Source organism: Neorhizobium sp. SOG26 (assembly GCF_003491345.1).
Taxonomy (GTDB): domain Bacteria; phylum Pseudomonadota; class Alphaproteobacteria; order Rhizobiales; family Rhizobiaceae; genus Neorhizobium; species Neorhizobium turbinariae.
Map to the genome: position 1 here is coordinate 194,382 of NZ_CP025512.1, position 12,448 is coordinate 206,829.

Annotated in this window: 12 protein-coding genes; 11 read left to right on the top strand and 1 reads right to left on the bottom strand. The window is 62.3% G+C overall.

Annotated features, from left to right (window positions below; all coding sequences use genetic code 11):
* Window positions 1-10: 10 nt before the first annotated feature.
* On the bottom strand, window positions 11-1,105 hold the full coding sequence (gene bcsN, locus CYG48_RS00945; protein WP_199925177.1) for a cellulose biosynthesis protein BcsN: 1,095 nt from the start codon (window positions 1,103-1,105) through the stop codon (window positions 11-13).
* 249 nt (window positions 1,106-1,354) lie between these two features.
* Between bcsN and CYG48_RS00950 the strand changes: the two genes are divergently transcribed.
* The 11 genes from CYG48_RS00950 to cheT all read left to right on the top strand — a co-directional run bounded on the left by CYG48_RS00950 (window position 1,355) and on the right by cheT (window position 12,424).
* A complete protein-coding gene (locus CYG48_RS00950; protein ID WP_118848671.1) occupies window positions 1,355-3,763 on the top strand; it encodes a cellulose synthase in 2,409 nt (802 codons plus the stop codon).
* Between the two features lie 356 nt (window positions 3,764-4,119).
* Complete coding sequence (locus CYG48_RS00955) at window positions 4,120-5,730, top strand: globin-coupled sensor protein (RefSeq protein WP_245450368.1); 1,611 nt, start codon at window positions 4,120-4,122, stop codon at window positions 5,728-5,730.
* Window positions 5,730-6,023 (top strand): STAS domain-containing protein, encoded by a 294-nt coding sequence (locus tag CYG48_RS00960; RefSeq protein ID WP_118848672.1) that lies wholly within the window; start codon window positions 5,730-5,732, stop codon window positions 6,021-6,023. Before CYG48_RS00955 ends, CYG48_RS00960 begins: the two co-directional genes overlap by 1 nt.
* A 2-nt stretch (window positions 6,024-6,025) precedes the next feature.
* Window positions 6,026-6,391: a chemotaxis response regulator CheY1 gene (gene cheY1 / locus CYG48_RS00965; RefSeq protein ID WP_038539665.1), complete on the top strand. Its 366-nt coding sequence runs from the start codon at window positions 6,026-6,028 to the stop codon at window positions 6,389-6,391.
* Between the two features lie 16 nt (window positions 6,392-6,407).
* Entirely contained in the window at window positions 6,408-8,654 is a 2,247-nt protein-coding gene (locus tag CYG48_RS00970; RefSeq protein WP_118848673.1) for a chemotaxis protein CheA, read from the top strand.
* 15 nt (window positions 8,655-8,669) lie between these two features.
* Window positions 8,670-9,137 carry a chemotaxis protein CheW gene (locus tag CYG48_RS00975; RefSeq protein WP_118848674.1) on the top strand — a complete coding sequence of 156 codons (468 nt, stop codon included), beginning with the start codon at window positions 8,670-8,672 and terminating at the stop codon, window positions 9,135-9,137.
* Window positions 9,134-10,042, top strand: a complete 909-nt coding sequence (gene cheR / locus CYG48_RS00980; protein ID WP_118848675.1) for a protein-glutamate O-methyltransferase CheR — start codon at window positions 9,134-9,136, stop codon at window positions 10,040-10,042. Before CYG48_RS00975 ends, cheR begins: the two co-directional genes overlap by 4 nt.
* Window positions 10,039-11,076, top strand: coding sequence for a protein-glutamate O-methylesterase CheB (gene cheB / locus CYG48_RS00985; protein WP_118848676.1), 1,038 nt, complete (start codon window positions 10,039-10,041; stop codon window positions 11,074-11,076). The genes cheR and cheB overlap by 4 nt, the downstream gene beginning before the upstream one ends.
* Window positions 11,077-11,466, top strand: a complete 390-nt coding sequence (locus tag CYG48_RS00990) for a response regulator (protein WP_118848677.1) — start codon at window positions 11,077-11,079, stop codon at window positions 11,464-11,466.
* Entirely contained in the window at window positions 11,463-12,020 is a 558-nt protein-coding gene (gene cheD / locus CYG48_RS00995) for a chemoreceptor glutamine deamidase CheD (RefSeq protein WP_118848678.1), read from the top strand. Before CYG48_RS00990 ends, cheD begins: the two co-directional genes overlap by 4 nt.
* Before the next feature lie 14 nt (window positions 12,021-12,034).
* Complete coding sequence (gene cheT, locus CYG48_RS01000; protein ID WP_118848679.1) at window positions 12,035-12,424, top strand: chemotaxis protein CheT; 390 nt, start codon at window positions 12,035-12,037, stop codon at window positions 12,422-12,424.
* The last annotated feature ends 24 nt before the right edge of the window (window positions 12,425-12,448 follow it).

Here is a 12,448-nt window from a genome sequence, read left to right on the forward strand (position 1 = left end):
CTGGTCCTCGCTAGCATCCGCTGGCAGCAGTGTTCATTGATCCTGTGCATCTAGGTGAAGGAACCGTTACGCGTTGGCTCCTTTCAAAGCCCGATGGTGAAGGAATGACCGGTTTTGAAACGGGTGCGTTGGTGATGCCCGATTGTGTCGCTGTTGTGGTGGAAGCCGCCACATTTGAGGCCTGGATACCTGGACGTGGCACCGTGACCCCTGAATTCGCTACAGGAGTGACCGCCGGCGTTGTTGGAACGGGCGCTGGTGCGGCTGCCTGTCGGCGCGGTCCGGCGGAAACCTGGGTCGCGACCTGCTGGACAGGAGGTGCCGAAATCGCGCCCGTATAAACCACGCGCCGCTCCGGCAGCACCGGAACGATCGGTTCGCCGGTGGAAGGCCGTGGGTAGATCGGCGCACCGACGCCTCCGAGATCGGACGAAACCGGTTTCGGTTCGCCGTAAGGGTTCCAAGTGTTGGAATCCACCGACCCGGTGATGGTGTAGTTATACATCACCGCCAGCAGGCGCTCTTCGCTCGCATCCGTCTGGCAGAGCCTCAGCCTGACCTGGATCGAGCCGTTGTTGGCAAGCGGCGAAACGGTGCCGCCCGGCGAGCGGATCTGCTGCCAGGCATAAAGGCAGAGGTCACGTCCTGCGCCATGCCCAAAGGCGTAACCGAACGGCCCGTAATTGTTCTGCACGAAGAAGGCGGACCGCTGCATGCGGATGCCGGGCAGCGCCTGGCGCATTTCCGATGCGATGCCGGACTGCGTCACGGGTCGCGACGTCAGGTTGTTGTCGCCGTAAAGGAAGGGGTTGGCGGTGCCGAAGAACTCCACCTTGAAGGAATTTTGCCCGGGCGTTGCAGCCGAGGTGGCGAGATAGATGTCCTGCGCCACGGCATTGTTGTAGCGCCGCTCGATAACGCTGACGATGGCCGGGCCGCTTGGCGGCGGCAAAAGCCGCGCTTCTTCGTTCGGCACGGTCTTGGCAAATGTGCCAAGCTGGGTTGGATTGCCGGCGCATCCAGCCGCAACGACCGGCAGCAAAAGCGCCAGCAGCGTCCTCGCCCTGGTGCGGCCTTGTCCGCGAGGGTTGATGATTCGAATCAAATGATCGTCCGCCATATGTGAGCTTCGTCGTTTGAGCCGTGGCTAATAAGCCAGGCTTTCCACCGTCCATAAGCGGGGCACCGACGCAAACACAAAGCGATGATCCCGGTCGAATAAGACTTTCCTAATTCTGAAATTCTAAATGTTCGTTAACCATATCGTATCAATGTCCCGCGAAGTTTGGTCGTCGTGCCATACCTCTCTCTGAAGGGTTGGCGGTGGCGCGGAAAGGACGATGCGGAAGATAGAATGCGGTTCTCGCTCATCTTACTCACTGCCTTGGGCATTGCCGCCATGGGGCTCTACGCGCTGAAAAGCAGCGAGACCGTGGATCTTGGCCTCATCACAAGCTCGATTTCTCCGGGCGGACCAAGTGATTCGGCCGTCGAAGAGCCGACCGCCGCAGAAGCGACCACGATCGAGGATGGAAGTGCCCCTGAACTGACCGCGGCAGAACATGAGCCAAAGACGCCGGTCGAAAAGACCGAGCGGATGGTGTCGCAGCTCATTTATCCCAACCGGCAGCCGCAGCTGTCGGCCGCCGCCAAGCCCGACCCGGCCGCACTTGTGGTCGCGCAGTCTGCGCCATCGCTGCAAAAGCCGCCCTTCGATGCCGACGAGCCCGCCACCGTTGCCCAGGTCAATCCGCAGACCGTAATCACTGTCCCGTCGACGACACGCGGGAATGAGGAGCCGGTGGTGGATGAAAGCGCACTGCGCTACTTCGCGGCGCGTGGCGACACCGCCCGCCTGCAGGCGGAAATCTCGAGGCTTCGTACCCTTTACCCGAACTGGACACCGCCGGCCGATCCGCTGGCCGTGCGGGTCAATGCCGACCGCCAGCTCGAGGAGATGTGGGCGCTTTACGCGCAATCGCGTTATGCCGACGTGCGCAAGGCGATCGCCGACCGGCAGGCGACGGAGCAGGGGTGGCAGCCGCCGGCCGATCTCCTTGACCGCTTGAAGCTTGCCGAAGCACGCGCCAGCCTCGTCGCCGCATCCGATGCCAAGAACCATGAAGCCGTGCTGCGCACCGCGGCAGAAAACCCGAGCCTGCTCACCTGCAGCGAAGTGGATGTCTTGTGGCGGGTGGCGGAAAGCTTTGCCCAGACCGACAAGAAGGGCCGCGCCCGCGACGCCTACGCCTATGTCCTCGACAATTGCGACAATGCTTCGGAGCGTTTCGCGACGCTCCAGAAGGCGGCCGAGCTTTTGCCGATCGACATGCTGGACGACCTCCTCTCAAAGGAGCGCACACCGACGGGTGGCCAGCCGGAATTCGAGCCGCTGCGTGACGATATCGCCCGCCGCCTGGTCGGCCAGGGCAATAGCGACGAAAAGCTGGTCGTGCCGGAAAAGTACCTGACGCGGCTTGAGCGCGTGGCCGAAGCCAATGGCCTCGCCTCCGATGCGCTGCTGCTCGGCTGGTATTACTACAGGCGCGAAAACCTCGGCGCTGCCGAGCGCTGGTTCCGGCGTGCCTTCGCCAAGGAAGAAACCGCGTCTGCCGCCGAAGGGCTGGCGCTCACGCTTATTGCGCAGAAATCGCCGGTCGAGGCCGAGAGCGTGCTTTACCGCTGGCGCGATTCCTCGCCGGGCTCGAAGCAGGCCTATCTTGCCGCTGTTGCGAACCTGCTCGCGCTCGATCCGCCGCCTGTCCTGCAGCAGGAGGTCCTGCAGCGGATGGCGCCGGTGGTGATTGCCGAGCGTGGCGTCAATGCTGCCCAGCAGTTCGGCTGGTATGCGCGCGCCATGCAGCAGTTGGAGACTGCCGCTGAATGGTTCTCGGCAGCCTTGTCCTGGCGGGCAGATGACGAGCCATCGGCTTACGGGCTGGCGCTTACCCGCAACGATCTCGGCGACGAGGCGGCTGTAGCGCAGATCCAGCGCAACTGGGCTGGACGGTCCGAGCGGATCGCCCGGCTTGGCGAACCGGAAGAAGAAACGGAGGCCCGTCGCCGCGCCGCCCGCGCGAACCCGGCCGATCGCCAGAACCAGACGCCAGCGGCGAATGCCGAAGCCACGCCGACCCCCGCCCAGCAGGTGCGCCGGACGCAGCCTGTTTCGCGTTCCGAGACGGTGGTCGTAGAGACAAAGCCGGTGCAGACAACGCGCCGCGTAAACCGGGTGCAGGTCCAGACGACAACCCGCCGCGGCCAATGCTCTACCACGCTCGACGCACGGCAACTGTCACCGGATGCCGCACTTGCAAGAGGCTGGTGCCTGATGGACCTGAACCGGCCGATGGAGGCCGTGCAGGCCTTTGACGCGGCCTATGCCAGCACTTCCGCCGACACCCGCTCGGATGCCGCCTATGGCAAGAGCCTCGCCTACCTGCGCGTTGGGCTGACCGACAAGGCAGCGGTTGCCGCCGCCGATGTCGGGCAGACGAACCGCCGCGCCGTGGAACTCCAGACGGCGATCCTTGCCGACCGCGCCCTCAACGCCTTCAAGCGGGCCCGCTACCGCGAAACGCTGATTGCGCTCGACCAGCGCGCACAGATTGCGCCGGAGCAAGCCGACCTGATGGCGTTGCGGGGTTATGCGCATCTCAATCTGGGCCGTCTTGCGGATGCCAAGCGCATCTTCCAGGCGCTTGCGGACATCGGCAACAAGGACGGATTGCGCGGTCTTGCGGACATCGGTGCTCAATATTGAGCGCGATTTTCCGCCCGTATTCGAAGATGCTGAATTAAATCAACTGCAAGAAGCCAAAGGCGGTTTCTCATACCGTCTATTAACCTTCACGCAAGGAATTAACCATACAAATTGGGGATCACGGCGAGGTGGGCGGACTGCGTTCTCCCACAAGGCATGACGCCGCCCAGCCGTACCGGTGACAATCCGGTATCCAATCATGAAATCCAGGAACCTTCTGGCGACCGATGTTGCCTGTGCCTGACGGACGGTGGTCCGCCCTGGCCGGTGCTGCGTGCTCGCCTCGGACACTGGATGTCATGAGCAGCATGAAGCCAGACCTTCACGGCTTGGTTGGTTAATTGGGGACATGATCAGTGCAGGAAACGCCCTCGGATCAGGCGCGACGGAGCCAGGCAGGCAGCCTGGGCGAGAGGCTGGCTTTTGCCGGGCTCGACGCGGAACTGCGCGACCTCCTTCGGCGTGTGCGCCCGCAGATCGACGGCCATTCCAAGACCGGCCTGCGTGACCTCTTCCACCGTTTCCAGACATTCCCGGAAGCCGCACGCCTGTTCGAGAGCGAACAGCAGATCGAGCGTCTCCACGACCTGCTCGCCTCGCACTGGAGCGTTCTGACTGACGCGCGCTTCGATGCGCTTTATGCCGAGCGCGTCAAGGTTCTGTCCGACGCCGAGATCCGCATGGGCATGGACCCGCGCTGGCACATTGCCGGCCACGGCATCATGCTCGAGCATCTGATCGCCGGCATCGTCGTCGACATGGCACCGAAGTCGATCCTGCCGGGCGCACGCAAGCGCGAGCAGGAACTTCTAGACCTGATCAGCGCCGTCATCCGGCTGGTGATGGTCGATGTCGAGATCGCCGTTTCGCTGCGCTTCAATGATCTTCGCCACAAGCACCAGCGCGCGCTTGCCGAGCAGCGCCAGGCTGACCACGCGCAGACAGTGGATGCCTTCTCCGATATCATCGCAGCTCTTGCCGAGCGCGACCTGACGGCAGAACTTTCCGGCGACGTGCCGCCGGCGCATCGCGAACTGGCCGATCTCCTGAACAAGGCGGTCGCCACCATCCGATCTTCCGTGCAAACGACGGCTGAGCATAGCGGCAAGGCTGACGCGCTCACCCAAACAATCGCGGACAGCGCGCGCACCGTCGCCGAAGCGTCCGCCGAACAGTCGGGCCGCCTGCAGGATGCCGTTCGGGCGCTCGCCGATCTTGGCCATCGCGTCAAGGGAAGTGCTGCGGAAACCGCCGCAGCCGAAAAGGCCGCTGCCGATACGCGTAAGGCTGCCGAGCAGAGCGGTGACGTCGTTGGGCGCGCCATCAGCGCCATGGCCGATATCGAGACCTCCGCCGAAAAGATCGGCGAGATCATCGGCGTCATCGACGAGATCGCCTTCCAAACCAACCTGCTGGCATTGAACGCCGGCATCGAGGCAGCGCGCGCTGGCGACAGCGGACGTGGTTTCGCCGTCGTGGCGCAGGAAGTCCGGGCCCTCGCGCAGCGTTCGGCCGAAGCCGCCCGCGAGATCAAGACGCTGGTCAGCACCACCAAGGGCCAGGTCGATGCAGGCGTCGACATGGTCCACAAGACGCAGGATGCGATTGGCGGCATCGTCCGGCAGGTGTCGGAGATCAATGACGCCATTGCCGGCATCTCGCGCGACAGCCACGACCATGCGAGCGGGCTGGACAACCTGACCGCCCAGATTGGTGCCGTCAGCGAACAGGTGGCTTCCAATGCGGCAGTCGCCAGCCGGGCAGGCGAGGGCGCCGACGACCTCCATACCGTGATCCTGGAGCTTGGCCGCACCGTGCGCGAGTTCCGCATCGAGCGGCAGAACCATTTTGCGGAACCACGACGCACTGTCGCGTCCAAGCCGGCGCTTGTTGCGCTGGCGCCGGTTCCCGTCGAGCGGCCCGAAGAGGCCGACTATTTCTTATCGAAAAGACAAGGATTTAACTGATGGCAGCAAGCAAGACAGGCTCAGGAACTCTCCAGCTGTCGGCCGTCCTGGACCTCAACGAGGCATCCGTCCTGCACGGCAAGCTCACCTCCATGCGAGGCAGCGACATCGTCATCGACGCATCTGCCGTCGAGCGGGTCGGTGCGCAATGCGCCCAGGTGCTGGTGGCCGGCAAGCGGGCCTGGGACGAAGACCAGAAGTCCTTCCTCGTCGAGAAGGCGTCAGATGCATTTGAGAAGACGATGCAGTTGATTGGCATCGATACAAACAATTTGGTTGCTAAGGAGCTCTAGCAATGAAGAAAAAAGTACTGACCGTGGATGATTCACGGACGATCCGGAACATGCTTCTGGTGACCCTCAACAATGCAGGTTTCGAAACCATTCAGGCCGAAGACGGCATTGAAGGTCTCGAAGTACTTGAGGGATGCAACCCCGACGTCATCGTCACCGATATCAACATGCCGCGGCTCGATGGCTTCGGCTTCATCGAGGGCGTGCGCCGCAACGAAAAGTACCGTGCGGTGCCGATCCTCGTGCTGACGACCGAAAGCGACGCGGAAAAGAAGAACCGTGCCCGCCAGGCCGGCGCCACGGGCTGGATCGTCAAGCCTTTCGACCCTGCCAAACTCATTGATGCGATCGAGCGTGTAACCGCCTGAGCCAGGAATTCTTCCGATGGATATGAACGAAATCAAAGAGATCTTCTTTCAGGAATGCGAAGAGCAGCTCGCTGAACTGGAGTCGGGTCTTCTCAAGCTGAACGACGGGGACCGCGACCCCGAGACGGTCAATGCCGTGTTTCGCGCCGTTCATTCCATCAAGGGAGGTGCTGGCGCGTTTGGTCTCGATGACCTCGTCGCCTTCGCGCACGTTTTTGAAACGACGCTCGATTGCGTTCGCTCCAACAAGCTGGAGCCGAACCACGATGTCCTGAAGGTCATGCTGAAGTCGGCAGACGTGCTGGCTGACCTCGTCAGCGCCTCGCGTGACGGCGGCAGCGTCGATGAATCGCGTACCCGCGGGCTGGTGAAGGAACTGGAAGCGCTTGCAAAGGGCGAGCTTCCGGCAGGCGGTCACGAAGCGCCGAAGGCTGCTCCAGCCGCTCCGGCTCCGAAGGCGGAAGCGCCGGCGCCGACCGACGACAGCGGTTTTCAGCCGATCCCGTTCACCTTCGAAGGTTTCGGTGACGACGAAGAGCCGGCGATTGAAGGCGCGACCTACGAGATCACCTTCAAGCCGCGCCGCGAACTCTATGCCAAGGGCAACGAAGCGGCTCTGCTCTTGCGCGATCTCTCCCGCCTTGGCGAGATGAGCATCAACTGCGACATGGAGGCGCTGCCTGCCCTCGACAAGATGGATCCGGAAGCCTCCTATTTTGCCTGGAAGATCTCGCTCAAGACCACCAAGAGCGAAGACGACATCCGCGCCGTCTTCGAGTTTGCGGAATGGGATTGCGAACTTGAGGTGAAGGTTGCCGAGGAGAATACCTCGGACGAGGAACTGCCGATGACGCCGGTTCCGTTCGACCTCTCCATTCTCGACGATTCTGCGGCACCGGCGGAAGAAGAAAAGGCTGCCGCTCCGGCTGAAGACCCGGCTGCCAACGCGGTCGCTGCTGCCGAAACGGCGACCGGCGTTGCCAAGGCCGTCGCGCGCGCTGCCGAGAGGAAGGAAGCCGCAGCACCGGCCACGCCTGCCGCAGCAGCCGCTGCCGCTCCGCAGACGATCCGCGTTGATCTCGATCGCGTCGACCGCCTCATCAACCTCGTCGGCGAGCTCGTCATCAACCAGGCGATGCTGTCGCAGAGCGTTATCGAGAACGACAACACCGGCACCTCGTCGATCAACATGGGCCTCGAAGAGCTGCAGCAGCTCACCCGCGAGATCCAGGACTCGGTGATGGCGATCCGCGCCCAGCCGGTGAAGCCCGTCTTCCAGCGCATGTCGCGTATCGTTCGCGAAGTGGCCGACATGGTGGGCAAGCAGATCCGTCTCGTCACCGAAGGTGAAAACACCGAAGTCGACAAGACGGTCATCGACAAGCTCGCCGAGCCGCTGACCCACATGATCCGCAATGCCGTCGACCACGGCATCGAATCGCCAGAAAAGCGTGAAGCCGCCGGCAAGAACCCGGAAGGCACGATCAAGCTCAGCGCCAAGCATCGCTCCGGCCGCATCCTGATCGAGCTCCAGGACGACGGCGCCGGCATCAACCGCGAACGCGTCCGCCAGAAGGCGATCGACAACGACCTCATCGCGGCCGATGCGAACCTGTCGGACGATGAAATCGACAACCTGATCTTCATGCCGGGCTTCTCAACGGCCGACAAGATCTCCGACATTTCCGGCCGCGGCGTCGGCATGGACGTGGTCAAGCGTTCGATCCAGGCGCTCGGCGGTCGTATCTCGATCTCGTCGCGCCCAGGCTTCGGCTCCACCTTTACCATGAGCCTGCCGCTGACGCTCGCCGTCCTGGACGGCATGGTGGTGACGGTTGCAGGCCAGACGCTGGTGGTTCCGTTGACCGCGATCGTCGAAACGTTGCAGCCGGAAACCTCCGCCATCCATTCGTTTGGCGCAACACAGCGGCTCATCTCGATCCGCAACTCCTTCTGCCCGCTGGTGGATGTCGGTCGTGTCCTCAACTACCGCGCAACCCAGGCGAACCCTGTCGAAGGTGTCGCGCTCCTGGTAGAATCGGAAGGCGGCGGCCAGCGCGCCCTCATGGTCGATGCGATCCAGGGCCAGCGCCAGGTGGTCATCAAGTCGCTGGAGGCAAACTACACCAACGTTCCGGGCATTGCCGCCGCGACCATCCTTGGTGACGGACGCGTTGCGCTCATCCTCGACGTCGATGCCGTTGTGGCAGCATCGCGCGGCCAGTCCCTCAAGCCTGAAATGTCGTTCGCAGCTACAGGTTAAAACAGGTTAGCCAGTATGTCGTATGCCGTAAAAAACCTTGTCCAGGAAGGCCGCGAGCTCATCGCCTTCCGCATCGGTGATCAGGAATTCTGCGTCAACATCATGTCTGTCCGTGAAATCCGCGGATGGACGCCTGCAACGCCCATGCCGCATGCGCCCGCATACATGATGGGCGTCATCAACCTGCGTGGCGCGGTGCTGCCGATCATCGATCTTTCCGCCCGTCTGGGCATGAAGGAAGCCGAGCCGACTGCGCGCCACGTCATCATCGTTGCTCAAGTAAAAACTAAAATAGTTGGTCTGCTCGTTGAGGCTGTTTCCGATATCCTTACGATTACCGACGACAATATCCAGCCAGTCCCGGAAGTCTCTTCCGAGCTGGAGAAGCAATACGCCAGGGGCATTCTGGCCATCGACAAGCGGATGATCTGCATGATCGATCTGGATGCCCTTTTCGCGGAAAAGGAAAGCGAAGCCGCATGATAGCCCTGGGCGCGATCGAGACCCGGCCGTCGCCGGATGAGGTCTTGGCGAGCGGCGAATACCCGCTCACCCGCCGTGACCTCACCGAAATTGCGGCGATGATCTATTCCGATGCCGGGATCTACCTCAACGATTCCAAGGCGTCGCTGGTCTATTCGCGTCTGTCGAAGCATATCCGTGCGCTAGGCTTGCGCGGCTTCAAGGACTATGTCGCCCTGGTAAGTTCGCCCGAAGGGGCGGCGGCGCGTCGCGAGATGCTGTCGCATCTAACGACCAACTTCACCCGCTTCTTCCGCGAGAACCATCATTTCGAGCACCTGCGCGATGAAGTCCTGCCGGGGCTGATCGCCCGCGCCAAGGCTGGCGGACGCGTGCGCATCTGGTCGGCCGCCTGTTCGGACGGGCAGGAACCCTATTCGATCGCGCTTACCGTGCTGTCGTTGCTGCCGAACGCTGCCGACTACGACTTCAAGATCCTGGCGACCGACATCGACCCGAAGATCCTGGCTGCGGCCCGCGCCGGCATCTACGACGAGAACGCCACCGAGACGATGACGCCGGCCATGCGCAAGCAGTGGTTTCGCGAGGTCGACGTCGGCGGACGGCGCAAGCTGCAGATCGACGAACGCGTCAAGCGGCTCATCACATTCAACGAGCTGAACCTCATGGGCCAGTGGCCCTTCAAGGGCAATTTCGACGTCATCTTCTGCCGCAACGTCGTCATCTATTTCGATGAGCCGACGCAGGTGAAGATCTGGTCGCGCTTTGCCTCGCTGCTGCCGGAAGGCGGGCATCTCTATATCGGCCACTCCGAACGCGTGTCGGGCGAGCCGAAACATCTCTTCGACAATATCGGCATCACGACTTACCGCTTTTGCGGCAAGAATGCAGGGAGGAAAGCATGACTGCACCTGCGCGCGTTCTCGTCGTGGATGATTCCCCCACCATGCGGGGGCTGATCACGGCGGTTCTCAACTCGGATCCGGAAGTGCGTGTCATCGGCCAGGCCGGCGACGCCATGGAAGCACGCGCGGCAATCAAGCAGTTGAACCCGGACGTCGTGACGCTCGACATCGAGATGCCCAACATGAACGGGCTGGAATTCCTTGAAAAGATCATGCGCCTGCGCCCCATGCCGGTCATCATGGTGTCCACCATGACCCACCACGGCGCCAATGCGAGCCTCGCGGCGCTTGAAATCGGCGCCTTCGACTGCGTTGGCAAGCCGGGCCCGGGCGAGCCCCGCCCGTTTGGCGATCTGGCTGAGAAGGTGAAGGCCGCGGCACGGTCGCTGCATCGGCGTACTCTGGCGCCTGCCGTGTCGGTTTCTCCTGCCACGGAATATCGCGTTGGCCGCAAGGTCGTCGCCATAGGCTCTTCCACGGGCGGCGTCGAGGCGCTGATTGCGGTGCTGCAGAAGTTCCCGCAGAACTGCCCGCCGACGGTAATCACCCAGCACATGCCGTCGACGTTTACTAAAAGTTTTGCCGAACGCCTTAATCGTATCTGCGCCCCGGTGGTGCAGGAAGCGACGGACGGCGCAAGGCTGGAGATCGGCAAGATCTATCTGGCGCCGGGTGGCGAACGGCACCTCCAGGTGGTCAACCCATCGGCACCGTGCTGCCGACTGGTCGAAAAGGATCCGGTGAACGGCCACAGGCCGTCGGTGGATGTGCTCTTCGATTCGGTTGCGGAACTGGCTGGCCGCAATGCCGTCGGGGTCATCCTGACGGGCATGGGCCGGGACGGGGCATCAGGGTTGCTCAAGATGCGCAGCGCGGGCGCGCGCACCATTGGGCAGAACGAAAAGACATGCGTGGTCTACGGCATGCCGAGGGTCGCTCATGAAATTGGCGCCGTCGAGCAGCAGCTGCCGCTCAACGCCATAGGAGAAGAAGTTTTGAGATTAACTGCCGCCCGAAAAGAAGGTACCGAATAAATGTCTCTCGCTGAAAAAATCAAAGTTCTGATCGTCGATGATCAGGTGACCAGCCGCCTGCTGCTCAGCGACGCTCTGACACAGCTCGGCTTCAAGCAGATCACTGCCGCTGGCGATGGCGAGCAGGGCATGAAGATCATGACGGAGCAGCCGCATCACCTGGTGATCTCCGACTTCAACATGCCGAAGATGGATGGCATCAACTTCCTGCAGGCTGTTCGGTCGAACCCGAACACCAAGAAGGCGGCCTTCATCATCCTGACCGCACAGGGAGACCGCGCCCTGGTGCAGAAGGCGGCCCAGCTCGGCGCCAACAACGTGCTCGCAAAGCCCTTCACCATCGAAAAGATGAAGGCTGCGATTGAAGCCGTGTTCGGAGCGCTGAAATGAATGAGGCCGCTGCAGCCAAGCGGGTGCATATCATTCAAGGAGAGTTCAAGGTCGTCAACGATCCCAACGTCGTTCTGTCGACCATCCTTGGCTCCTGCGTGGCTGCATGTCTTCGCGATCCGGTTGCTGGCGTCGGCGGCATGAATCATTTCCTGCTGCCGGGCTCGGCCAGTTCCACGTCATCGGGCGGCGATGCGACGCGTTACGGCGTGCATCTCATGGAACTGCTGATCAACGGCCTCCTGAAACAGGGCGCCCGTCGCGATCGACTGGAAGCAAAGATCTTCGGCGGCGCAAAGACGATCGCCAGCTTTTCAAATGTCGGCGAGCAGAATGCGGCTTTTGCCATGCAGTTCCTCAAGGATGAGGGGATCCCGATCGTCGGTTCCTCCACCGGCGGGGACCATGGTCGCAAGCTGGAATACTGGCCGGTCAGCGGTCGTGCACGGCAATATCCGCTCACGGGCGCCGAGACGCAGCGCACGGTGGCCCTGGAACAGCGTCCGATCCGGATGCCGCCCAAGCCCGCCGAAAGCTCGATCGAATTCTTCTAATCACGGAAACGGTAATGAACGACATCGTAATGCCGCCAATCGCCTCTCTCGAGGAGCCGCTCCCCGAGATCCTGATGCGGCTGGTGTCGGAGCTTCATGACGTCGCTTATCTCATCGAGCGCATTGAGCCCCAACTCCTGGAAATCGGCGGCGACGCGCTTCTTGGTTCGACGGACGCCATCAAGGTGCTCCAGGGCATCGACCTTGCGGTCCAGAAGACCCGCGGCATCGCCGAATTCATCGACACCATTACCGGTGCGATCCCGGATAACTGGGTGGTGGATGTGTCGACGGCGCTCAGCCTCGTGAAGCTTGCAGACATGCAAAAGGCACTCGCAAGCGGGCACCGCCACGGCCATTCCCAGCCGCTCGGCAAGGCCGCCGGCGACTTCGACTTCTTCTGATTTTCTGGATGGCGCGCCCGCCGC

Coding starts and splice junctions, on each gene's coding strand:
- CYG48_RS00950 (WP_118848671.1), top strand. CDS start 1,355: ATGCGGTTCTCGCTCATCTTACTCACTGCCTTGGGCATTGCCGCCATG.
- CYG48_RS00960 (WP_118848672.1), top strand. CDS start 5,730: ATGGCAGCAAGCAAGACAGGCTCAGGAACTCTCCAGCTGTCGGCCGTC.
- cheY1 (WP_038539665.1), top strand. CDS start 6,026: ATGAAGAAAAAAGTACTGACCGTGGATGATTCACGGACGATCCGGAAC.
- CYG48_RS00970 (WP_118848673.1), top strand. CDS start 6,408: ATGGATATGAACGAAATCAAAGAGATCTTCTTTCAGGAATGCGAAGAG.
- CYG48_RS00975 (WP_118848674.1), top strand. CDS start 8,670: ATGTCGTATGCCGTAAAAAACCTTGTCCAGGAAGGCCGCGAGCTCATC.
- cheR (WP_118848675.1), top strand. CDS start 9,134: ATGATAGCCCTGGGCGCGATCGAGACCCGGCCGTCGCCGGATGAGGTC.
- cheB (WP_118848676.1), top strand. CDS start 10,039: ATGACTGCACCTGCGCGCGTTCTCGTCGTGGATGATTCCCCCACCATG.
- CYG48_RS00990 (WP_118848677.1), top strand. CDS start 11,077: ATGTCTCTCGCTGAAAAAATCAAAGTTCTGATCGTCGATGATCAGGTG.
- cheD (WP_118848678.1), top strand. CDS start 11,463: ATGAATGAGGCCGCTGCAGCCAAGCGGGTGCATATCATTCAAGGAGAG.
- cheT (WP_118848679.1), top strand. CDS start 12,035: ATGAACGACATCGTAATGCCGCCAATCGCCTCTCTCGAGGAGCCGCTC.